General features: G+C 64.5%; 20 protein-coding genes and 1 pseudogene. 17 read left to right on the top strand and 4 right to left on the bottom strand.

Features of this window, described 5'->3' with window-relative positions; translation table 11 throughout:
* Window positions 1-4: 4 nt before the first annotated feature.
* The 6 genes from alr to PKD06_RS05415 all read left to right on the top strand — a co-directional run bounded on the left by alr (window position 5) and on the right by PKD06_RS05415 (window position 6,321).
* Window positions 5-1,159, top strand: a complete 1,155-nt coding sequence (gene alr / locus PKD06_RS05440) for an alanine racemase (protein ID WP_324378370.1) — start codon at window positions 5-7, stop codon at window positions 1,157-1,159.
* The gene (gene radA, locus PKD06_RS05435; protein ID WP_324378368.1) at window positions 1,159-2,598 is read left to right on the top strand and encodes a DNA repair protein RadA; all 1,440 of its coding nucleotides are present in this window, start codon (window positions 1,159-1,161) and stop codon (window positions 2,596-2,598) included. Before alr ends, radA begins: the two co-directional genes overlap by 1 nt.
* Before the next feature lie 187 nt (window positions 2,599-2,785).
* Window positions 2,786-3,361, top strand: coding sequence for a CvpA family protein (locus PKD06_RS05430; protein ID WP_324378439.1), 576 nt, complete (start codon window positions 2,786-2,788; stop codon window positions 3,359-3,361).
* A 104-nt stretch (window positions 3,362-3,465) separates the two neighbouring features.
* Entirely contained in the window at window positions 3,466-4,950 is a 1,485-nt protein-coding gene (gene purF, locus PKD06_RS05425) for an amidophosphoribosyltransferase (RefSeq protein ID WP_324378366.1), read from the top strand.
* Between the two features lie 7 nt (window positions 4,951-4,957).
* Window positions 4,958-5,695 (top strand): SDR family NAD(P)-dependent oxidoreductase, encoded by a 738-nt coding sequence (locus tag PKD06_RS05420; protein WP_324378364.1) that lies wholly within the window; start codon window positions 4,958-4,960, stop codon window positions 5,693-5,695.
* 134 nt (window positions 5,696-5,829) lie between these two features.
* Window positions 5,830-6,321 (top strand): DUF3617 family protein, encoded by a 492-nt coding sequence (locus PKD06_RS05415; protein WP_324378362.1) that lies wholly within the window; start codon window positions 5,830-5,832, stop codon window positions 6,319-6,321.
* A 27-nt stretch (window positions 6,322-6,348) separates the two neighbouring features.
* Here the strand turns inward: PKD06_RS05415 and PKD06_RS05410 are convergent, their stop codons facing one another.
* A complete protein-coding gene (locus PKD06_RS05410; protein WP_324378360.1) occupies window positions 6,349-6,654 on the bottom strand; it encodes a PsiF family protein in 306 nt (101 codons plus the stop codon).
* Window positions 6,655-6,811: 157 nt separating this feature from the next.
* Between PKD06_RS05410 and zigA the strand changes: the two genes are divergently transcribed.
* Both zigA and PKD06_RS05400 read left to right on the top strand, forming a co-directional pair.
* Window positions 6,812-8,023 (top strand): zinc metallochaperone GTPase ZigA, encoded by a 1,212-nt coding sequence (gene zigA / locus PKD06_RS05405; RefSeq protein WP_324378358.1) that lies wholly within the window; start codon window positions 6,812-6,814, stop codon window positions 8,021-8,023.
* A complete protein-coding gene (locus PKD06_RS05400; RefSeq protein WP_324378356.1) occupies window positions 8,020-8,310 on the top strand; it encodes a hypothetical protein in 291 nt (96 codons plus the stop codon). Before zigA ends, PKD06_RS05400 begins: the two co-directional genes overlap by 4 nt.
* A 10-nt stretch (window positions 8,311-8,320) precedes the next feature.
* Here PKD06_RS05400 and der read toward each other — a convergent pair whose 3' ends face one another.
* Both der and PKD06_RS05390 read right to left on the bottom strand, forming a co-directional pair.
* Complete coding sequence (der, locus tag PKD06_RS05395; protein ID WP_324378437.1) at window positions 8,321-9,661, bottom strand: ribosome biogenesis GTPase Der; 1,341 nt, start codon at window positions 9,659-9,661, stop codon at window positions 8,321-8,323.
* Window positions 9,662-10,324, bottom strand: coding sequence for a tetratricopeptide repeat protein (locus PKD06_RS05390; RefSeq protein ID WP_324378354.1), 663 nt, complete (start codon window positions 10,322-10,324; stop codon window positions 9,662-9,664).
* A 379-nt stretch (window positions 10,325-10,703) separates the two neighbouring features.
* Here PKD06_RS05390 and PKD06_RS05385 point away from each other — a divergent pair, with 379 nt between their 5' ends.
* The 8 genes from PKD06_RS05385 to PKD06_RS05350 all read left to right on the top strand — a co-directional run bounded on the left by PKD06_RS05385 (window position 10,704) and on the right by PKD06_RS05350 (window position 18,876).
* Complete coding sequence (locus PKD06_RS05385; RefSeq protein ID WP_324378352.1) at window positions 10,704-12,125, top strand: tyrosine-type recombinase/integrase; 1,422 nt, start codon at window positions 10,704-10,706, stop codon at window positions 12,123-12,125.
* On the top strand, window positions 12,118-12,420 hold the full coding sequence (locus PKD06_RS05380; RefSeq protein ID WP_324378350.1) for a DNA-binding protein: 303 nt from the start codon (window positions 12,118-12,120) through the stop codon (window positions 12,418-12,420). Before PKD06_RS05385 ends, PKD06_RS05380 begins: the two co-directional genes overlap by 8 nt.
* 12 nt (window positions 12,421-12,432) lie before the next feature.
* Window positions 12,433-12,813, top strand: a complete 381-nt coding sequence (locus PKD06_RS05375; protein WP_324378348.1) for a type II toxin-antitoxin system RelE/ParE family toxin — start codon at window positions 12,433-12,435, stop codon at window positions 12,811-12,813.
* Entirely contained in the window at window positions 12,803-13,198 is a 396-nt protein-coding gene (locus PKD06_RS05370) for an XRE family transcriptional regulator (protein WP_324378346.1), read from the top strand. The genes PKD06_RS05375 and PKD06_RS05370 overlap by 11 nt, the downstream gene beginning before the upstream one ends.
* Window positions 13,199-13,310: 112 nt before the next feature.
* Window positions 13,311-15,311 (top strand): site-specific DNA-methyltransferase, encoded by a 2,001-nt coding sequence (locus PKD06_RS05365; protein WP_324378344.1) that lies wholly within the window; start codon window positions 13,311-13,313, stop codon window positions 15,309-15,311.
* On the top strand, window positions 15,311-17,644 hold the full coding sequence (locus PKD06_RS05360; RefSeq protein WP_324378342.1) for a DEAD/DEAH box helicase family protein: 2,334 nt from the start codon (window positions 15,311-15,313) through the stop codon (window positions 17,642-17,644). Before PKD06_RS05365 ends, PKD06_RS05360 begins: the two co-directional genes overlap by 1 nt.
* Window positions 17,645-17,728: 84 nt before the next feature.
* Window positions 17,729-18,655: a hypothetical protein gene (locus tag PKD06_RS05355; protein ID WP_324378340.1), complete on the top strand. Its 927-nt coding sequence runs from the start codon at window positions 17,729-17,731 to the stop codon at window positions 18,653-18,655.
* Entirely contained in the window at window positions 18,631-18,876 is a 246-nt protein-coding gene (locus PKD06_RS05350) for a DNA polymerase (RefSeq protein WP_324378338.1), read from the top strand. The genes PKD06_RS05355 and PKD06_RS05350 overlap by 25 nt, the downstream gene beginning before the upstream one ends.
* A 76-nt stretch (window positions 18,877-18,952) precedes the next feature.
* On the opposite strand, the gene PKD06_RS05345 is transcribed toward PKD06_RS05350, so the two are convergent.
* Window positions 18,953-19,603 carry a hypothetical protein gene (locus PKD06_RS05345; RefSeq protein ID WP_324378336.1) on the bottom strand — a complete coding sequence of 217 codons (651 nt, stop codon included), beginning with the start codon at window positions 19,601-19,603 and terminating at the stop codon, window positions 18,953-18,955.
* Window positions 19,604-20,734: 1,131 nt separating this feature from the next.
* Here PKD06_RS05345 and PKD06_RS05340 point away from each other — a divergent pair.
* A pseudogene (locus tag PKD06_RS05340) lies at window positions 20,735-21,857 on the top strand (DUF932 domain-containing protein); the annotation flags it as partial.

Genomic DNA, 21,857 nt, shown 5'->3' with positions numbered 1-21,857 from the left:
ACCGGTGAATGCTCCCCTCCCCTGCGCCCCCGCGACGCTGACGATCGATCTGCGCGCCCTCGCCGCGAACTGGCGCCTGCTGCAAGAGCGGGCCGGGGCCGCCGAGTGCGCGGGCGTGGTCAAGGCGGATGCCTACGGCATCGGGATCGAGCCGGCCGTCCGGGCCCTGGCCGCGGCAGGCTGCCGGACCTTCTTCGTCGCGCATGCGGGCGAGGCGATCCGGGTGAGAGCGGCCCTGCCCGATGCGCCCGTCTACGTGCTGAACGGCCTGCTTCCCGGCATGGCGAACTGCCTCGTCGAACATGGCCTTCGCCCCGTCATCGGCTCCTTCGAGGAGCTGGAGGATTGGGCCGCCGCCTCCGCAGCGGCGGGACGGCCCCTGCCGGCCGCCCTGCATGTCGATACAGGCATGAACCGCCTCGGCTTCCCGCCCGATTCCCTTACCGCCCTCCCCAGCGACCCGCGCCTCGCGGCGATCGAGCCCGCGCTCCTGATGAGCCATCTCACCTCGGCCGACGAGCCGCACAAGCCCGCGACGCAGGAGCAGATCGCGGCCTTCGAGAAGGCGCGGGCGATTCTGCCCGCCCTTCCGGCCTCGCTGTCCAATTCCTCCGGCCATTTCCTCGATCCCGTCCCGGCCTACGACCTGACCCGGCCGGGCTTCGCTCTCTACGGGGGCAATCCCACGCCCGGCCGCCCGAACCCCATGCGCCCGGTCGTGCGGCTGGAGACGCGGATCGTACAGATCCGCGAGATCGGGGGCGGGGAGCCGGTCGGCTATGGCGGCGCCTGGACGGCGCGCAGCCGGCGCCGTCTCGCGACCCTCTCCGTCGGCTATGCCGACGGCTATCTCCGCAACGGGAGCGCAACGGACGGCGACATGCGCGACACGGGCGCGGCGCTCGTCGCGGGGCGCCTCTGTCCCCTGGCGGGCCGCGTCTCGATGGACCTGATCGTCGTCGACGTGACGGAGGTGCCGGAAAGCGAGGCGCAGCGAGGCTCGGCCGTGACGCTCATCGGAGACACGCTCGACGTCGACGAGGTCGGCCGCCGGGCCGGCACGATCGGCTACGAGATCCTGACGAGCCTCGGCCGGCGCTATGCCCGCCGTTATCTCGGCCTCGAAGAGGAAGCTCCTCCGGCAGGCGCAAGCGGCTGATGGCCAAGGGCCCCTCCTTCGTCTGCCAGAGCTGCGGCGCCGTCTACAATCGCTGGCGCGGCAAATGCGAAGCCTGCGGCGGCTGGAACACCGTGGTCGAGGAAGCGGGAAGCCACCCGCTCGCCGGCCCCGCCTCCACCCGGCCCGGCCGGGCGCGCGGCCGCGTCTTTCCGCTCGAGGGCCTTGCGGGCGACATCAAGGATGCGCCGCGCACGCGCACCGGCAATGCCGAGTTCGACCGCGTCGCGGGAGGCGGGCTGGTGCCGGGATCGGTGCTGCTGCTCGGGGGCGATCCGGGCATCGGCAAGTCGACCCTGCTGATCCAGGTCTCGGCGGCCCTCGCGCGGGCCGGCCACCGCGTCGCCTATATTTCAGGCGAGGAGGCGGTGGCGCAGGTGCGCCTGCGCGCCGAGCGCCTGGGCCTGTCCTCGGCCCCCGTGGAACTGGCGGCGGAGACGAATGTCGAGGACATCGTCGCGACGCTCTCCGCCGGGGCGACGCCGCGCCTCGCCGTCATCGATTCGATCCAGACCATGTGGACCGAGACGGTGGAATCCGCCCCCGGCACCGTGAGCCAGGTGCGCGGCGCCGCCCAGGCGCTGATCCGCTTCGCCAAGAGCCGCGGCACCGCCGTCATCCTCGTCGGGCACGTGACCAAGGACGGCCAGATCGCGGGGCCGCGCGTCGTCGAGCACATGGTCGACTGCGTTGCCTCCTTCGAGGGCGATCCGGGCCATCATTTCCGCATCCTGCGGGCCGCCAAGAATCGCTTCGGCCCAACCGACGAGATCGGCGTCTTCGAGATGACCGACCACGGGCTCGCCGAGGTGCCCAACCCCTCCGAGCTGTTTCTCGCGGGGCGGGACGGGGCGACACCCGGAACCGCCGTCTTCGCCGGGATGGAGGGCACGCGCCCGCTTCTCGTCGAGGTCCAGGCGCTCGTCGCCCCCTCCCCGCTCGCGACGCCGCGCCGGGCCGTGGTGGGCTGGGACCCCGCGCGCCTGTCCATGGTCCTCGCCGTGCTGGAGGCTCATGCCGGGGTGCGCCTCGGCCAGCACGACGTCTATCTGAACGTCGCCGGCGGCCTTCGCATCCAGGAGCCGGCCGCCGACCTCGCCGCCGCCGCCGCCCTCGTCTCCTCGCTGACCGGCGCGCCGCTGCCCGCCGAGAACGTCTATTTCGGCGAGATCGGCCTGTCCGGGGCGGTCCGGCCGGTGACGCAGATCCCCGCCCGCATCAAGGAAGCGCAGAAGCTCGGCTTCGCGCGCGCCGTGGGCCCCTCCCCTCCCGGCGAGGCGGCCGGCGCGCCGGCTCTCTCTCATGTGACCGATCTCGTGACGGTGATCGCCTCCGCGGGCGGCGCCCCGGGCCGGGCGCGATCGCCGGCAGGAGGCCGGCCCGGACGTCCCCGCGATCGCAGCGAGCCGGATTACGCATAATCTGACGGAGCGATGCGTACCGGCAACAGGTCCGGGGCAAACTGCCGCCCGCGACCGCGTGCTCTGATGACGGGGCTCCCGGGCGGGGCTATGAGGGCGCCGAGCGCGCGTGGTCATGGCAAGGTCATGACGTGCCCGGGCGCATCCAGCGAAAAATCCAGGCGGACGATCCTTCATGACGGCCTCGTTGCCCGTTTCCATCCTCGACCTCGTGGTGATCGTGGTCATCCTGATCTCCGCGCTGCTCGCGGCCGTGCGCGGCCTGACGCGCGAGGTTCTCGCCATCGTCGCCTGGGGCACGGCCGCCGCGGCCGCCTGGGTGCTCCATCCGCTCGTGCTGGTGCGCATCAAGGAGCATATCACGAACCCGAATATCGCACTCGCCGTCGCCATCGGCAGCGTGTTCGTGGTGGTTCTTCTCGTCGTTTCGCTCGTCACCGTGAAGCTGTCGGACTTCATCCTCGATTCGCGCATCGGCGCCCTCGACCGCACGCTCGGCTTCCTATTCGGCGCCGCGCGCGGCTTCCTGATCTGCGTCATCGGCTGGGCGGGGCTGGCCTGGCTGGTCCAGGGCAAGATGCCCGAATGGGCGGCCAATGCGCGCTCGCGCCCAGCGCTCGAAAGCTCCGCGGCGACGCTGATCGCGATGCTGCCTGACCCGGACGGCGTGCTTGCCCAGTTCAAGCGCAACAAGCAGCAGGGCCAGGAGGGGGCGGAATCGCCCGAGCCGGCGCCGGCTCCCGCCACCCCGAATCGCGGCTGAGCCCTCACGGCATCCCCGGATTGCGCAGGAAGGCGCGCGAGAAGGTAGAAAATCGTCCTGCGACGGCCTAAATTGCGGGCTCAATGCGAGAGGGGACCCGGCTGATGACGGCAGGATCGCAGCTTCACCCCGCCTGGGATTCGCCGGACGACGACCGGGACTGGGATCATCTGCGCGAGGAATGCGGCGTCTTCGGCATCTGGGGCCATCCCGATGCCGCCGCCATCACCGCGCTCGGGCTGCACGCCCTCCAGCATCGCGGCCAGGAGGCGGCGGGCATCGTCTCTTTCGATGGCCGGCGCTTCCATTCCGAACGCCGGCTCGGCCTCGTCGGCGACACCTTCTCCAAGGCTTCGACGATCGAGCGCCTGCCCGGCCGCGCCGCGATCGGCCATACGCGCTACTCGACCACCGGCGAGACGATCCTGCGCAACGTGCAGCCGCTCTTCGCGGAACTCGAGACGGGCGGCTTCGCGGTCTGCCACAACGGCAACCTCTCCAACGGCCTCACCCTGCGCCGCCGGCTGATCGGGGACGGCGCCATCTTCCAGGCGACCTCGGACACGGAGGTCATCCTCCACCTCGTCGCCCGCTCGCGCCGCGGGCGTTTCCTCGACCGCTTCACGGACGCGCTCTCGCAGGTCGAGGGCGCCTATGCCTTCGTCGGCATGACCAACGAGCGGATGATCGGCGCGCGCGACCCGCTCGGCATCCGCCCCCTCGTCCTCGGCGATCTCGACGGCTGCCCCATCCTGACCTCCGAGACCTGCGCGCTGGACATCATCGGCGCGCGCTTCGTGCGCGAGATCGCCAACGGCGAGGTCGTGGTCATCGGGCCGGACGGCGTCGAGAGCACGCGGCCCTTCCCGGCGCTCCGCGCCCGCCCCTGCCTCTTCGAATACGTCTATTTCTCGCGGCCCGATTCGATCCTCGGCGGCTACAACGTCTACGAGGTGCGCAAGAAGATCGGCGCCACCCTCGCGGCCGAAAGCCCGGTCGAGGCCGATGTCGTGGTGCCGGTGCCCGATTCCGGCGTCCCCGCCGCGATCGGCTTCAGCCAAGCCTCGCAGATTCCTTATGAACTCGGCATCATCCGCAACCATTACGTCGGACGCACCTTCATCCAGCCGAGCCAGACGGGCCGCGAGCTCGGCGTGCGCATGAAGCACTCGGCCAACAAGGCCGTCATCGCGGGACGCCGCATCGTGCTCGTGGACGATTCGATCGTGCGCGGCACGACGTCGCGCAAGATCGTGGCCATGATGCGCGAGGGGGGTGCGGCCGAGATCCATTTCCGCATCGCCTGCCCGCCGATCAAATATGCCGATTACTACGGCATCGACATGCCCTCGCAGGACAAGCTGATCGCCGCCCGCATGTCGGTGCCGGAGATCACGGCCTATCTCGGCGTCGACAGCCTCGCCTTCCTGTCGATCGACGGGCTCTATCGCGCGCTCGGCCAGCCCGGCCGCAACGACGCCATGCCCCAGTTCACCGACCATTACTTCACCGGCGAATATCCGACGCCTATCACCGACCACATGGGCGAGGCCTCCAAGCAGATCTCGCTCCTCGCAGAAGCCGGCTAGACCTATCATGGCAGAACTCGACGGCCGCATCGCGGTCGTGACGGGCGCGTCCCGAGGCATCGGACGCGCCGCGGCCCTGGCGCTCGCCGCGGCCGGCGCCCATATCGTCGCCCTCGCCCGCACCCAGGGCGCGCTCGAGGAACTGGACGACGCGATCCGCGAGATCGGCGGCTCGGCGACGCTGGTGCCGCTCGACATCAAGGATTTCGACGCGCTCGACCGGCTCGGCGGCGCGCTCTACGAGCGCTGGGGCAGGCTTGACATCCTCTTCGCCAATGCGGGCCTCTTGGGCGGCCTCGCCCCCCTCGGCCATTACGACCAGAAGAGCTGGGACGACGTCATGGCCGTGAACGTGACGGCCAATTGGCGCCTCCTGCGCTCGCTCGACCCGCTGCTGCGGGCCTCGGATGCGGGACGGGTGATCGTCACCTCCTCCGGGGCGGCGCATAACGGGCGCGCCTATTGGGGCCTCTATGCCATCTCGAAGGCCGCCGTCGAGATGCTGGCCCGGACCTATGCCGCCGAGACCGTGACCACCCCCGTCCGCGTGATGCTGGTCAATCCGGGCCCGCTGCGCACGCGCATGCGCGCCTCCGCCATGCCGGGCGAGGATCCGATGACGCTGAAGACGCCCGAGGACCTCGCGCCCCACATCGTCCGCCTCGCCTCCCCCGCCTGGAGCGAGACGGGAAAGCTCTACGACTTCCCGCAGGACAAGGTGTTGGAGTTCCACCGGCCGAGCTGAACCCGTCGCCGACGGGTCACATTTCAGTCCCACCGGACAGCGACATTGCCGGATCTATCTTTTTGTTCGAGCATGCTGTTTCCGGAAAACCAGGGTCCACTTTTCCGCAGCATGCTCCGGAAGCCGGAGCCTTCATGAGACCTGCCGCCTTCGTCCTTTGTCTCGCGCCCCTCGCCGTGTCGGCCCTGCCCTGCGCGGCCGATACGCTTCCGTCCCGCAAGCCTGGGCTCTGGGAATCCACCATCGCCGGGGCTGCCCTGCCCAAGGGGACGAAGGTGCGGCAATGCATCGACGAGAAGACCGACAAGCTCGCCGAATCGACGACAGCGCCGGGCGCCACCTGCTCGAAGCGCGAGATCCGCAAGGTCGAGGCCGGCTACGAGATCGAAACCGTCTGCACGGTCGGCGGCATCACCGCCGAGGGGAAGGGCCTGATCAGCGGCGACTTCGACACCTCCGTCAAGCTCGCCATGACGACGACCATCAAGGGGATTCCGGGCATGCCGAAGCCCCTGACGCAGGAGACAACCATCACGACGACGCGCCTCGGCGATTGCGGCGCGGGCCAGAACCCCGGCGACATCGTCCTGCCGGGCGGCAAGGTGATGCATATGCCGGGGAAGTGACCTCCGAAGCCGCGGCGGAGAGGCTCGTCAGCTTCCCTTCAGGCAAGTGCTCATGAAGGTGCGGCGCTCCTTGCCCTTCAGGCTCTTGGCCGTCGCGTCGGCGTTGCAGGTTTTCATCTTCTCCTGCTGCGCCGTCAGGGCCTTTTCAGCCGTCGCGCTATCCGCTTTCAGGCATTCGGACAGGAAGGTCTTGCGGTCGGCGCCCTTGAGGCTCTTCGCCGTGGCGTCGGTATTGCAAGTCTTCATCTTCTCCTGCTGCGCCGTCAGGGCATAGACCGGCGAGCAGAGGCCGAGGGCGAGCCCGGCGGCCAGGGTCAGTCGAACAAGGGACATCTCGAATCTCCCTTCAAGAAACAGCGATCCCCGCAGATTATTCCTGAACGCCGCCGGAACAACCGCGCGGGATGCGTCACCTCGCCAGGGCAAGCCGGCTTTGCAGCCACGATAGATACGTTATAATATAACAATTCGTCTCAAGCCAGAGCCCCGCATGCCCGACCGTCTTCCCGTCACCGTCCTGTCCGGCTTTCTCGGAGCCGGCAAGACGACGCTTCTCAACCACATCCTCAACAACCGCGAGGGGCGCCGCGTCGCAGTCATCGTCAACGACATGAGCGAGGTGAATATCGATGCCGATCTCGTGCGCGAGGGAGGAGCCGACCTCTCCCGCACGGACGAGAAGCTGGTCGAGATGACCAATGGCTGCATCTGCTGCACCCTGCGCGACGACCTTCTCGAAGAGGTCGGCCGCCTCGCGGCCGAGGGTCGCTACGACTATCTCCTGATCGAGGGAACGGGGATCGCCGAGCCCCTTCCCGTCGCATCGACCTTCTCGTTCCGCGACGAGAACGGACGCTCGCTCTCCGACGTCGCCCGGCTCGATACGATGGTCACCGTCGTCGACGCGATGAATCTCCTGCGCGACTACGGCTCGCACGACTTCCTGCACGAGCGCGGCGAGACGGCGGGGGAGGAGGACGAGCGCACCATCGTCGACCTTCTCGTCGAGCAGATCGAATTCGCCGACGTCGTCGTGATCAACAAGGCGAGCGACGTCACCGGGGACCAGCGCGATCTCTGCCGCAAGGTCGTGCGCGGGCTGAACGCCGATGCGCGGATCATCGAGGCCGATTTCGGCCGCGTGCCGCTCGACGCGGTCCTCGAGACCGGGCTCTTCGACGAGGAGAAGGCCCAGCGCCATCCTCTCTGGTACAAGGAACTCTACGCGCCCCACGAGCACACCCCGGAAACCGAGGAATACGGGATCGGCAGCTTCGTCTACCGCGCCCGACGACCCTTCCATCCGGCGAAGCTCGACGAGGTCTTCAACCGGACCTGGCCCGGCCTCATCCGCGCGAAGGGTCATTTCTGGCTCGCGACGCGGCCCGACTGGGTGGGCGAGTTGTCCATTGCCGGCGCGATCCGCCGCGTCGCGCCCATGGGGACCTGGTGGGCGGCGGTGCCGAAATCGCGCTGGCCCGACCACCCGGAATGGCAGCGGCTGATCTCGCGGCACTGGAGCCCGACCTGGGGCGACCGGCGGCAGGAACTCGTCTTCATCGGCACGAATCTCGACGAGGCCGGCCTCCGGGCGGCGCTCGATTCCTGCCTCGTCGGCTCGGTGACGACGCCCCGCTTCGACCCGGACGCCTATCGCAACCTGCCCGATCCGTTTCCCCTGTGGCGCAGGCAGGCCGCATGAGCCTGCTTGCCGGCTTCCGGGGCCTTTGCAAGCGCCCGGCCGAGGAGGCCGGCCGGCGCGCCGCCCTCAAGGCGCGCCTCTCGGAGAAGCTGGCGCTCGGCGAGGACGACGCGATCACGATCAGCGAGATCGTCTGCCACGACCCCGGCTGCCCGGGGGTCGAGACCGTGATCCTGCTGATGCGGGCAGGCGAGCAGCCACGCGCCTACAAGATCTCCGCCGCTTTCGCCGAGGTGAGGGAAGACGAGATCGACGAAGCCTGCCGGGAACTGGCGGGAGCGGCCTGAGGCCCTCCCCTCAGCGCTTCTTCCTGTCGAAGGGGTTCGGGCCCGACCGCAGCGAGAGGCGGATCGGCACGCCGGGCAGGTCGAACGCCTCGCGCAGCCCGTTCACGAGATAGCGCGTGTAAGCCTTGGGCAGGGCATCGAGCTGGTTGCCGAAAAGCGCGAAATGGGGAGGGCGGCTCTTCACCTGCGTCATGTAGCGGATCTTGATCCGCCGCCCCGAGACGGCCGGGGGCGCATGGGCGGCGAGAGCCTCGGCCAGCCAGTCGTTGATCCGGGCCGTCGAGACGCGCCGGCTCCACACCTCCGCCGCCGCCACAACCGCGCCCATCAGGGCGTCGATCCCCTGCCCCGCAAGCCCCGAGAGCGGCACGACCGGCACCCCGCGCACCTGCGGCAGGAGACGCGTCGCCTCCTCGCGCAAGGTCTTGAGCAGGCCCGGCTGGTCGGCCACGAGATCCCATTTGTTGAGGCCGATCACGAGCGCGCGGCCCTCGCTCTCGATCAGGTCGACGATCGAGAGATCCTGCTTCTCGAAGGGAATGGTCGCATCCAGCAGCACCACCACGACCTCGGCGAAGCGGATCGCGCGCAAGGCATCGGCGACCGAAAGCTTCTCCAGCTTGTCCTCGACCCGCGCGCGCTTGCGCAGCCCGGCCGTGTCGAAGAGGCGGATGGGTTTGTCGCGCCAGCGCCATTCGAGCGAGATCGTGTCGCGCGTGATGCCGGCCTCGGGGCCGGTGAGGAGACGGTCCGAGCCGACCATGCGGTTGACGAGCGTCGACTTGCCCGCATTCGGCCGGCCGACGATCGCGACCTTCAGGGCCTTGCCAGCTCTCTCCCCGTCGCTTTCCTCCCCGCCGAGGATCGGCTCCAGCGCGTCGTAGAGATCGCCGAGCCCCTCGCCGTGCTCGGCCGAGAGCGGCACCGGATCGCCGAGGCCGAGCGAGAAGGCGTCATAGGCGCCCGAGAGGCCGCCCTTCCCCTCCGCCTTGTTGGCGACCAGCACGACGGGACGGTCCGCGCGCCGCACCAGTTCCGCGAAGGTGCGGTCGTCGGGGATCACGCCCGCCCGCGCATCGATCAGGAAGAGGACGGCATCGGCTTCCTCGATCGCGGCCTCGGTCTGCCGGCGCATGCGTTCGGAAAGCGAGCCCGCCTCGGCCTCCTCGAGGCCGGCGGTGTCGATGATGCGGAAGGAGAGGTCGCCGAGCCGGGCCTCGCCCTCGCGCCGGTCGCGCGTGACGCCCGGCCGGTCGTCGACCAGCGCGAGCTTCTGCCCGACCAGCCGGTTGAACAGGGTCGACTTGCCGACATTCGGCCGGCCGACGATCGCGACGACCGCCATGGACAGCTACTGCGTGACCTGGACGGGACCGCCCGCGGCGAGCGCGGTATAGATCTCGAGTCGCCCGCGCAGGTTCTGCGGGGTGGCGCGATCCTGAGCGATCTGGTCGAACCAGCGGCTCGCGCCCTCGAAATCGCCGCGCTTCAGCGCCGCGAGGCCGAGCAGTTCGCGTGCCGTGTGCCGCATGGGGTTCGAGGGCGAGGCGATAGGCTCGAGTTCCCGCGTCGCCGCCTCGCTGTCCGAATCGAGCCGGATCGCGGCCGCGCGCAGCTTCGCGAGATCGCGCAGGACAGCCTCGAGGGAGGCATCGGCGGCGAGGGCGTCGAAAGCCTTGGCCCCTTCCTCGCCGGTGCCGGTCTTGCCGAGCTCGCCCGCGAGGCGGAAGCGCGAGATCAGCCGGTAGCCCTCCGGCCCGTCGCCGACGAGGGATTTCAGAACAGCCTCGGATTCCTCACCCTTGCCGTCGGTCGAGAGCTGCACCGCCTCGGCGAAGCGAGCGCCGGCGGCCTCCTGCCGTGCCAGTTCCCTATGCTGCCAGTAGCGCCAGCCGCCGACGCCCCCGACCATCAGCAGGGCGAGGGCGACGATCGCGGCGCCGAAACGCTTCCAGATCTGCGCGAGCCGCTCCCGGCGATACTCCTCGTCGACTTCGCGAATGAAATTGTCCATGTCCCGGCCGTGGGTCCCTCTCGGGGCGGCGCCTAGCACAGGCGAGGCCGCAAGGCGAGGCAGAGGAGGCGCGGCATCCAATCCCGGCGCCCCGCTCTGGAGAGTGCATTTCCACCGGAAGCGGATGAAAAGCGGTCCCGCGCAAATGGTGCGGGCGGTCGGACTCGAACCGACATATCCGCGAGGACGGCGGATTTTGAGAGACCGGATATGCCCTATCCTTTGTGTATCCGGCAGTATCCGTTTTCCCGATAACCGATTGTCAGCACTAGCTTTTTTCGGTTCCCAGAACACACATACCTAGCCGGACGTACGCTACGGTTGGCTTTCTAGGTGCACCTATTCTGCACCTGAAATCCGACCTCAACGGAGGTTAGGAATGCCCAAAATCAAGCTCACAAAGACCGCTGTCGACGCCGCAACCCCGCAGGAGCGTGATTACGAACTCCGGGATACGACGATACCCGGGTTCCTTGTCAAGATCACCCCGGCTGGCCGCAAGATTTTCATGGTCGCCTACGTCGCGAACAACGGGCAGCGCAGAAAGCCCGCTATCGGCCGCTACGGCGAGATCACCGTCGAGCAAGCCCGCGGAATCGCCCAGGACTGGCTGGCCGAGGTTCGCCGCGGCGTTGATCCCAGTGCCGAGCGGGCCACGGCGCGGCAGGCGCCTACGGTCAAGGAACTCTTCGACCGCTTCATCACCGACTACTCGGAGAGCCGCAATAAGCCGTCCACAGTCCATTCGAACCGCGGCTACGGCAAGCGCTACATCATCCCGGTGCTCGGCCAACTGAAGGTGCCCGACGTCACGCGCGCCGACATCTCGAACCTGATGAAGAAGATGGCGAAGAAGCCAACGAATGCGAACCGAGTCCTCGCGGCCGTGCGGAAGATGTTCAACATGGCCGAGGTCTGGGGCATGCGCCCTGACGGTTCGAATCCGTGCCGCCACGTTCCCAAATTCCCCGAACGGGGAAAGACCCGGCTGATCACGGACAGCGAGATGAAGAAACTCTTTGCTTATCTCGCGCGCGCCGAGGCGGAGGGGCTTGAGCATCCGTTCATTCTCCTCGCGATCCGGCTCCAGTTCGAATTCGCCGCGCGCATGTCGGAGATCCTCCAGCTCGAATGGTCGTGGGTCGATTACGACAACCGGCGCGTGGTTTGGCCCGACAGCAAGACCGGCGGCATGTCCAAGCCGATGAGCGCCGAAGCGCAGCGGCTCTTCGAGACCGCGCCGCTGCTTGAGGAATCGCCATTCGTCTGCCCGTCTGTCTTCGATCCCAATCTGCCGATGTCCAAGCACACCTACTATCAGGGCTGGCGGCGCATCCTGGAACGCGCCGGGCTGCCGCATATCGGGACGCACGGCATCCGCCACCGCTCGGCGACCGACATCGCCAACTCGGGCATTCCGGTGAAGGTCGGCATGGCACTCACCGCCCACAAGACGGTGACGATGTTCATGAAATACGTCCACACCGAGGACGATCCGGTACGCGCTGCGGCGGAAGCAGTGAACCAGCGCCGACAAGCTCTGCTCGGCGGCCTGCCGGCGAGCCCGACTCCCAACCCCGTTGCGACGCCGATAGTAGACGTGCCCTCAGTCGCGCCCGACGTCGAAGCAATCGAGCCGGCCCTGACCGCGACCGGCAAGCCCCTTGGCTATGAGGACGGCCAGTATGCCTCACGCACCAAGCTCGGAAACTATCGGCCGTTCCGCCATCGCTCCGGGGAAAACCGCGCCGTCCCTCCCGGCACCAAGCGCGATGAGGAAAAGGAGGCGAGCCATGCGTAAGGACGCCAATCCGCAACGCCGCTGGCCTACGCGTGACATCCTGCGCCGGGCCAGGTTCGTCGATGATGCGGGACCGATCCGCTTCGTCGATACCGACGCGGCCGCCCGCTATCTCGCCCTCGAAGCGCATACGCTCGAATGCTACCGCTCGCTGGGTGGCGGACCGGTTTTCCATAAGTTCGGAAAATGGGTGCGCTATGCGGTCGATGATCTCGACGCGTGGGCCGAGAGCTGCCGGCGCGCAACGACGGCGTCGCCCGCCGCACCGCGCGTCCTGCCCATTGACCGAATATAGGTTCCAACCTATATGGAATGGGAGGTCGAATTCCACCCAGCCTTCGAGGCGGAGGTTCTGACTTTTGAGCGTGATGTCCGCGTCGCGTTGATCGCCGTCTCCAAGCTGTTGGCCGACTACGGTCCCCAGCTTAGCCGGCCTCACGCAGACACGCTCAAGGGATCGAAACACGCCAATATGAAGGAGCTGCGGTTCGAGGGCGGCGACGGCGAATGGCGTGCGGCCTTCGCCTTCGATCCCAAGCGAAAGGCCATCGTCCTTGTAGCAGGCGACAAGTCTGGCGTCAGCCAGAAGCGCTTCTACAAGAAACTGACCGCAAAAGCGGATCTTCGGTTTTCCGAGCATCTGGAAAGCCTGAAGTCCGCAAAAGAAAGCAAACGAAATGGGCCGTAGCCTGACTGAAATCGTGGCGGCGTTGCCGGCTGACGAGCAGGCAGCGATTGAAGCTCGTTATCACGAGTTGAAGCAGGAGGTTGATGGCCTGCGCGAACTTCGTCGTATTACAGGCAAGGCTCAAGCGGACATCGCGTCGGCGCTGAACATAAGGCAGCCGTCCGTCTCTCAGCTCGAAAAGCAAACCGACATGTACCTCTCGACGCTTCGGAGCTACGTGGAAGCTGTCGGAGGCAAGCTTGAACTGACTGTGAGGCTTCCTTCTCGCCCGATAATCAACCTGCAAACATTAGGTGACATCGGGCTATCGCCCCCGCGCTCGGCTCCCTCGGCACGATCCCGGCCTCGAAAACGACATCCTGGGGCCCGCACGACATCGCGTTAGCGCTGTCCCCGACCACGCGCTAAACCGGATCAAACGTTGCCGGACAGCCGAGAACTAAATAAGAACATAGCTGGCGTCGGGGGGGTGCCTCGATGCGTGATTGGAGTGATGGGTGGACATTGAGAATGACGCTCTTGGCAGCGAACTAGCCAAGCTGGACAGGGATGACCTTGAAAGAATCGTGCGCGGCCTCCTTTCACATGGTGTCGCGTTGAGCTTCCATGGAAAGCGGACAGCTCTGGAAATTTACCGCCGAGTGCGTCCTCGAGTCACGCGGCGCGAGCCGCGGCTGCATGTCGGTCCTGCGATCGACCAAGCGAAAAACCTCTTGATTGAAGGCGAAAATCTTCAAGCAATGGTGACGTTGTATAAGTATCGCGGCGAGGTCGACCTTATTCTGACTGATCCACCTTATAATACAGGACAATATTTCCGGTACAATGATCGCTGGGATAGTGATCCTAACGATCCCGAGCTCGGCACGCTTGTTGGCCGCGAAGATGGGTCGCGCCATACCAAGTGGATCAAGGCAATGATGCCTCGTCTTCAGGTGATGAAGGCGATGCTGAAGCCATCGGGCGTTCTTGCGATCTGCATAGACGACAACGAGCTATATCATCTCGGAATGATGCTGGATGAAGTGTTTGGTGAGGAGAATAGGCTCGGAATTATTAATTGGCAGAAGGCCTACTCTCCCAAGAACGACGCCAAGACGATTTCGAAGACTACAGAGTACGTCCTCGTTTATGCCAAAGATCGCACACGAGCCAAAACTGGCCGCGTAGACTTGGATCGTGGGGTGGTCCGCAATCTGGACGATGACCCTGACGGCGATTGGATTCCCAGCGATCCGACGGCGCGGCAGCATCGCGACAAGACCGCCTACGCAATTCAGTCTCCGGTCACCGGATATCTTCACTATCCCAACGGCGAATACAGATTCGATGGGCAACTGCCCGAGGCACGCGCACATTGGGTCAACTTCACAAAGGCGGAGGCGCGTAAGCTCCTTGCTGAGTGGGGTAGCGAGTACGTCGAAAAAGACCTTGGGGATGGCCGAGGAAAGGCGCTCGTCCTGAAGGGTGCGGGGACACGGCTTGAAGATTATGACCCCGCCAAGGACCCAGTCGTCAAGAAGGCGGCGACTCAAGCGCAACGGCGCCGAGAAGCGGGGAATTGGCCCCAGCTATACTTCCGCGACGATAAGGCCCGCCGGCCCGGATACGTTCGGCCTCGGCTAAAGAATCATCTTCATCGGATCAAGGAGGGCAAAGTCCCTACGACCTTCTGGGACGAAGAGCAGTACGATGATCCGTTCGAGATCGGGGCGGTGGCTTGGGCCCATGGCGAGTCCGGCCATACGGACCTGGCAAAACGTGAACTCGATGCTGTGGTTGGGAAGGATCACGGCTTCGATACGGTCAAGCCACTGCGCTTGCTAAAGAAGATCATTCAGATCTGGTGTCCGCCCGCCGGTCTCGTAATGGACCCGTATGCCGGCTCCGGTTCGACGGCACATGCAGTGCTAGAACTCAACCAGGAGCAGGAAGCGGACCGACGGTTCATCTTGATTGAGCAAGGTGCCCCCGAAAACGGCGATAAGTACGCTCGCACTCTCACATGGAAGCGTTTGCACAATGCCATAACTGGCGAACGGCCCGATGGAAGCCAAGCAGAACCGCTCGGCGGCGGCTTCGAATATAGGCTGCTAACGAAGACGATCGACGCGCGCACGGTTCTATCGATGCAGCGAAGCGAGTTGATCGACATCGTGCTTACGTCACACTGGGAAACTCAGCGCAGAAGCGCTCCGAGCTTGAGCTTCTTCGATGGTGCGGGCTACCAGTACCTCATCGGGACCGACGATGCGGGTGAGGGCTATTTTTTGATTTGGGACAACGGGGGTCCGGTCGGCTCTCTCGACCTCAGTACCTACAAGACCGTCGTGACGGAGGGGAAGCGAGCGGGTGTAAAGCCCCCGTACCACGTTTATGCAAGGTACGAGACATTTCAGTCACCTAACGTGCGCTTCTGGAAGATACCGGACCGTATCCTCGCGCACCTCGGTTTGGATGAGAATGATGAGTACAACTCGTCTGAGCAGGAAATGTGATGGACGCCTTCAGTTTTCAGCAAGAGGCGTCTAGCCAGATAGCCGAACGTTTTGCCGAGTACGCCGCAAATCCTTTGATGGTAGATCGTCAAACGACGGTTCCATTCCTTCAGACGTTGGTGTCCATCACTGGTAGCGGAAAGACCTTGATCTTGGCTGAGGCCATCGCGCAGATTCGCGATCGGCTTCCTATCCAGCCCGTCGTTCTCTGGATATCTAAAGGCCGGATCGTCGTTTCTCAGGCGTATGCAAACCTTTCCTCGGGGAAGTACGCTGACAATCTGCCCGGGTTCAACGTGAAGCCGCTTCTGCAGGTGGCTCCGAGCGACCTCGAAGATGACACAGTGCCGCTTCTGTTGGTGGCGACGGTCGGCAAATTCGCGGTTGAGGACAGTCAGGGAGGAGACCGGCGCGTCTACCAGGCACAACTCGACTTGGCCTCTGAATCGCTCTGGTCCCTCATAGCGAAGCGACGGACACACGGCGGGCTGCGCCGTCCGTTGATTGTAGTCTACGACGAAGGTCACAACCTCTCGGATCTCCAAACAAGACGGCTCCTCGAGCTTTCGCCGGACGCGCTGATCTCAGCAAGCGCGACTATGGCGCTACCTGGCCAGCTTGAAAATACGATTGCCCGCCTTCGGAATGATCGCGGCTGGAATGAGCAGCGTTTTACTACCGCCGTTTCAAGCCGCGCCGTTGTTGATGCCGGTTTGGTTAAAGAGCGCATCGCGATTGGCGGCTATGTCACTCCGATGGAAACGGCTATCGATGCAATGCTGACTGACATGGGAGATGCTCAAGAGGCGGCTGCCTCCGTTCCCATCCCCTTCAGGCCGAAGGCAATCTACGTCTGCAGCACAAATACGGTCGACGGCGTCCCTATAAGCGAGGACGTCAAGCGCCCCTTCACAGATCGTCAGGCTCGACCGATCCTTATTTGGCGCCACCTCGTAGAAAATGCCGGGATTGATCCGTCTAAGATCGTTATCTACAGCCAACTGAAGTTTGGGCCAGGGTTTCCGCCGCCGCCGTCACTTCGTCTGCTTTCTGGCGGAGACAACGACTATACCACCTTCCTGGAAGGCAACTTCGAGCACGTCATCTTCAACCTCGGCCTGCAAGAAGGTTGGGATGATCCCACCTGCGGCTTCGCATATATTGACAAGGAGATGGCCTCAGCACGGCAGATCACTCAGGTGATCGGTCGCGTCCTGCGACAACCCGGAGCCGAGCACTATCAGAACCCCATTCTCAATACCGCGCACTTCTACATTCGCTCCGATGAGCGGGGCGTTTTTGACGAGATATTGGATGATGTTCGAACGCAACTGCTCAATGAGCATCCCGCCATCAGCCTAAGCATAAAGAAGGACGGGCGAGGTCGCATCCTTGAGAAGCTCATGCCGGAGCCGCCGCGCACAGTCCCGACTGTTGGCATTCTGTCGGCAAATGCAAAGGACCCTATCGCGGCGATTATCTCGAAAATGATGAACTTCTCATCTGGAGGTGAGAACACCATCGGCCAAGGTAGTCGCATGTTGGTTCTGCAAGAGATCGGGACTGGCAATGAAGCCACCTATGACTGGGTCGAAGTCGAACACAGCAATCGCGTGACAGCGCGCGCGATTTTTCGGCGCGAGCTTCAGCGCCTTTATTCCGGTGCCCTTAGGAGAGCCGGGGGACCGATCAATCTCGTCGATATCGAGCTTCCAAAGTTCGACGCTCTTGTCGAGCTCACAAGCCCGGCAGCCGACCATATTCGATCAATCGCGAGAGATGTTGTCGATTGCTACATATCGAACTCTCGCATTTTTCAGAATGACTTTGACGCTCCGTACTCGGTGGGACCGGTCCTTATCGACGAAGCAGATGCCGTAGCATTCTCCAAATCCCTCCATCGCCGCTATTCTGGCTTAAATCCCCTCGAACTTCGCTTCGCACGCGCGCTTGATAAGTCGCAGCGAGTGTGGGCACGCAATCCGCGTAACAGCGGCTTTTATTTGCCTCTGTTAGATCTCGCGTCGGCCTCAACGTACTGGCCGGACTTCCTGGTGTGGGTCGACAAAACCGTGGTCGCCATCGATACAAAGGGCGATCACCTCCTCACGGACGCGACGCTAGGCAAGCTGTTTGAAATAGATACTTTGGGGGAACCAGCCAAAGTCGTACTTCGCCTAGTGTCGGAAGGAGAAGCCCAGGTGTCTCCTTCCGGACAAATCACCAAGCTGAGCGGAATAGGCTTTACGGTTTGGAGCTGGAAAGCTGGCAAGCTGCACGCTCAACATGCGGAGGATGAGCGTGCCGCGGTCAAGAAGGCACTCACCTATTGAAGCCGCAGCAGGACATTGTCTTTTGCTTCCATCCGGGGCGCTACGCATCCCCGCGTAGACGACTTGCCGACGGGTCCTAACCTGATGACGGCCAAGTCCCATCCGATCACAGCCTCGAAAATCTACTATATCAAGCTCGGTCGAGGCGGAGACTGGGAGGCCGAAAGTCTGCGCGACGGCGTCATACGGTTTGGCTATCGGGAAGCGCCTCACGAACTCTGCTCCAAAGGTGAATGGCAGGGTGTATGGGAAGCGATGAAAGCTATTCGTGGTGACGCTGGCGCCGCCACTCGTGACGTCAATCAAATTCGGGCTTTCTATGAAGCCGACGACCGGTCGATCTTCATCACCTTCGTCGGAGGCTTGCTTTATTGGTGCCATCCCGGCGGCGACGTCGAGTTATTGGAAGACCGCAGCCATCGCCGCACCACACTAGACGGATGGCACAGCACTACCGCCGGCGGCACCGTCCTTTCAGCAGATCGGCTCTCGGGCCGACTACTGAAGGTCCAGATGTTTCGGGGAACTATCTGCGATGTTCGCGCCAGCGACTATGTACTGCGCAGGCTGAACGACGAGCTTGCTCCTGAGGTAGCGGCTGCCGAAGAAGCCGAGCGAGCGCTGTTAGTCGCGATCGCTGGCCTCATGCGTCTGCTCACATGGCAGGACTTCGAGCTTCTTGTCGATCTTGTCTTCTCGACCAGCGGTTGGCGACGCTTGAGCCAAGTCGGTCGCACGCAGAAGACTGTGGACCTCGAACTCATACTCCCAAGCACTGCGGAGCGCGCGTTCGTCCAAGTCAAATCTCAAGCCACCCGTGGCGGGCTGCACGATTACGCGGCGCGGCTCAGCCAGGCCGAAGCATATGACCGTATGTTTTTCGTCTGGCACACTGGAGACATCCCGGAAGAGGATGCTCCTGCCGGCGTCGTTCTCCTTGGACCGCAGAAGCTCTCCCGTATGATTCTCGACGCAGGCCTATCGTCATGGCTTCGCGAAAAGGTGTCGTAGCTACCCGTCCACGGCTGACCGATCTCTCCGCCGAGTTGGCAAGCGTTGGCGAGCGCGACACGGCCTTTCCATTGCCGCATGGGCGCGGCGACGAATTCCATCACGGCTCGCCGACGCCAGATCCCCGCGGCAAGGCCCCCAACGCCATGCGTACCCGCAACATCTACATCCCTGACCTGCACATCGACTCGATCAAGGTGAAGACGCGGGACTTCCGCTGAAATCTTGGCCGAACACCGATGTCGTCGCGGGGGCGCCGCCGGAGCCTGCGAACCCTATGTGATCGCATTGCGTGTTTCAGTTTTGCGGACACCACGCCACTGGCCGTAGATCCGTAAGGCGCGACGGATCGACGACGTGTTCATGTTCACCAAGATATCCGCTGTGGGCGCTTGGTCCGGCTATGATGGCCTCTGCGGGCGCGGTCGCCTCGAGCAGGACGCCGCCACCATCGTAGCTGGCGCAGAGTCCGCTCGCGAACATTTCCGCCGCCTGCCGCTTGGGCGTCCATCCGAAGCCGAGCTTTCCCGCCGCGTACCGTCCGGCTTGCTCGCCGCGGAACAGGCACAAACCTTCTCCCTCATAGGCAGGCAGCAGGACGCGAAGCGCAGCGAGCAACAGGCCGTCGTTGTCGAGCGCTTCTCGCAGTCGAAACCCTCGAACCGTCCAGGCCAAATGGAAGTCCGCCCGAATGTCTTTCACCGCGGCCCCAGGTCGCAGAGCGGCTGAGAAGAATGTCCGGCACTCGGCCGGGGACGCCAATGTGTCCAAAGCACGCGACACCCGTTCGAGCGGCCCGCCCTCCAACGCGCCCAGCAGACAGTCAAGAGCTTCACGCTCCGAGAGGAGCGGCGGAGGGGGCGTGTTCGGGATCTCGATGGTCAGTATGGCGACGCCAGCCGGAAGTTCGGCGTCAGAAGCCGTATCATCAGGTGGCTTGCCCGCCATGCTAGCCGCAACTCACCTTGACGACACGCCGCGTACCCGCATCAAAGTCGATGTTCAGGCGATCCGACCTATAGTCCTCCGTTCGGGCGCAGGTCGTGCAAACGACGCGCCGGTTCTCACCGTGCGAAGCCGCAGGCAGACTGTCGACCGACCGACCCACCCAACCTTGACGCTCCGCAGCTCGGCATTGGTCGGATACGGGCGCATCCACCGAAGTGGTATTTGACGGCGGCGTGGGCTCACGCGTCGCAGAGGCGGCTGGCGCCTCGGGCGAGGTCGTGCAGGCGGCCAGACCCAACAGTGCTACGAACGTAATGAGCGTCTCGCGCATCTTGACAAGCCCCGCCATCTAGCCGCAGGCCACGCGAGCGACCCGACGGGTTTTCTCGTCGACAGAAATATTAAGCCGTTCGCGCCGCAGGTCTGACGTTTGAGGCGAGGTGGTGGTGCCGATGCGCCAGACCGCGTCAACGGGCGGCTTGGGCAGGGTTTCAACGGGCTGTCCAACCCAATCCTGACGTTCGGACGCACGACACTGGTCGCCGAAATAGTAGGTCCTCGACCCGTCCGTGCCTTCGGCGATCCATATGTTTGGATCCTGCGGATGATTTCGGATCGTCGATCCCTCTGGCGCCCAATAGGTGAAGGCTGGCGGTGGGTCAGCCTCCATTTCCACGGCCGGGGTAGCGAGCGCGACAGAGCGCGACGACGTGTCCGCAACGGACGCCTCAGGCTCCGCTGTGCAAGCTCCAACGGTCATCGCACCTACGAGCAAGCTGCAAGCCGCGCCTCGCGACCGGATCGTGTCGAGTATCAACGACCATGCTGGTCTGTAATATTCTCTTCGTTCCATGTGATGCTCATGATCGTTGTGCATGTCGTCGTTCATAGCGCCGATGACGTCTGGACACGAGGGTCGTTCAAGACGGGACAATTGTTGAGACGATCCGATATTCACCGCGAACCGAAAAGGGGAAAGCTTTCCCCTGCGACCGAGCCTATGGTCTCGGCCGACCCCTTCTGCGGGGAGACCCCGCAACGCCCCCTGAGAGTGAGAGTGCGGAGAGATTTTCCGTGACGGGTTGAGGGCTGGAGAAGAGGTCTCCGGCGCCCGTCATGGAGATTGGTCCCATGACCCAGGTTTCAGTTCTCGACGCGCGCCGCGACACCGGCGGCTATAAGGTTGATGTCGGCCGCGGCGGGCGGATCGGCCGCGTTTAGTCGGAATGGTTTTCCCGGCCAGCGGATGAGCGGTATCTGTCGTTGTCCGAACTGGCGCACTCCGTTCGCGACCGCGCCGATCGCAGCCGGACGCGCGTGGTGGAGAGCGCGCTCATCCACGTTGAAGCGAACCGCAGCGACCCGGAACGGCTGGCGTTGATCCTGCCCGGCACGGATACGCCCATCGCCCCGACCCATTGGAGCTTCGGCCAATTGGCCAGCCTGGTCGGGGCGCCGGCCGCCTATCTGCGCCAGCTCCCGGCGCCGCTCGCCGCGATCAACCTGCAATATGGCCTGACATCCAATCGGGCCGAGCAGATCAAGACGCTCGAAGCAGATAACGGCCGTGTCGAACTGCGCGCCGTCACCGGCCCGGACTATGGCCGCATCTACGACTGTGAGCTGGTCGAGGCTGTGCAGCGCATTGCCGGCAACGGCACCGGCGACACACGCTGGAAAGTGCCCGGCGTGCTCGACTGGTCGACCGGCATCTACAATCCGCGTGTCGACATCACCAAGGACACGACGACGCTTTATGCCTCGGACCGTGACGTCTTCCTGTTCCTGGTCGATGACCTGAACCCGATCGAGGCCGGCCGGCTACCTGACGGCTCGCCCGACCTTTACTTCCGGGGCTTCTACTGCTGGAATTCCGAGGTCGGCGCCAAGACGCTCGGCATGGCGAGCTTCTATCTGCGGGCGGTCTGTCAGAACCGGAATCTCTGGGGTGTGGAGGATTTCGAGGAGATCACCATCCGCCACTCCAAATATGCCGCCAACCGCTTCGCCCATGAGGCGGCGCCGGCGCTGGCGAACTTCGCCAATTCCTCAGCCGTGCCTTTCGTCAACGGCATCAAGATGGCCCGCGAGCAGATCGTGGCGCGCACCGACGAGGATCGTACCGACTTCCTGCGCCGCCGCGGCTTCTCGAAGGCCGAGACCGGCAAGATCATCGACACGGTGCTGGCCGAGGAAGGTCGCCCGCCGGAGAGCATCTTCGATTTCGTGCAGGGCATCACCGCCGTCGCGCGCG

Source organism: Enterovirga sp. (assembly GCF_035325185.1).
Lineage (GTDB): Bacteria > Pseudomonadota > Alphaproteobacteria > Rhizobiales > Beijerinckiaceae > Enterovirga.
This window is presented reverse-complemented; position numbering and strand designations above follow the sequence as displayed.

Coding starts and splice junctions, on each gene's coding strand:
- purF (WP_324378366.1), top strand. CDS start 3,466: ATGACGGCAGGATCGCAGCTTCACCCCGCCTGGGATTCGCCGGACGAC.
- PKD06_RS05345 (WP_324378336.1), bottom strand. CDS start 19,603: ATGGCGGGCAAGCCACCTGATGATACGGCTTCTGACGCCGAACTTCCG.
- PKD06_RS05385 (WP_324378352.1), top strand. CDS start 10,704: ATGCCCAAAATCAAGCTCACAAAGACCGCTGTCGACGCCGCAACCCCG.
- PKD06_RS05420 (WP_324378364.1), top strand. CDS start 4,958: ATGGCAGAACTCGACGGCCGCATCGCGGTCGTGACGGGCGCGTCCCGA.
- PKD06_RS05375 (WP_324378348.1), top strand. CDS start 12,433: ATGGAATGGGAGGTCGAATTCCACCCAGCCTTCGAGGCGGAGGTTCTG.
- PKD06_RS05370 (WP_324378346.1), top strand. CDS start 12,803: ATGGGCCGTAGCCTGACTGAAATCGTGGCGGCGTTGCCGGCTGACGAG.
- PKD06_RS05360 (WP_324378342.1), top strand. CDS start 15,311: ATGGACGCCTTCAGTTTTCAGCAAGAGGCGTCTAGCCAGATAGCCGAA.
- radA (WP_324378368.1), top strand. CDS start 1,159: ATGGCCAAGGGCCCCTCCTTCGTCTGCCAGAGCTGCGGCGCCGTCTAC.
- PKD06_RS05410 (WP_324378360.1), bottom strand. CDS start 6,654: ATGTCCCTTGTTCGACTGACCCTGGCCGCCGGGCTCGCCCTCGGCCTC.
- PKD06_RS05415 (WP_324378362.1), top strand. CDS start 5,830: ATGAGACCTGCCGCCTTCGTCCTTTGTCTCGCGCCCCTCGCCGTGTCG.
- PKD06_RS05400 (WP_324378356.1), top strand. CDS start 8,020: ATGAGCCTGCTTGCCGGCTTCCGGGGCCTTTGCAAGCGCCCGGCCGAG.
- PKD06_RS05380 (WP_324378350.1), top strand. CDS start 12,118: ATGCGTAAGGACGCCAATCCGCAACGCCGCTGGCCTACGCGTGACATC.
- PKD06_RS05355 (WP_324378340.1), top strand. CDS start 17,729: ATGACGGCCAAGTCCCATCCGATCACAGCCTCGAAAATCTACTATATC.
- zigA (WP_324378358.1), top strand. CDS start 6,812: ATGCCCGACCGTCTTCCCGTCACCGTCCTGTCCGGCTTTCTCGGAGCC.
- PKD06_RS05390 (WP_324378354.1), bottom strand. CDS start 10,324: ATGGACAATTTCATTCGCGAAGTCGACGAGGAGTATCGCCGGGAGCGG.
- PKD06_RS05350 (WP_324378338.1), top strand. CDS start 18,631: ATGGCTTCGCGAAAAGGTGTCGTAGCTACCCGTCCACGGCTGACCGAT.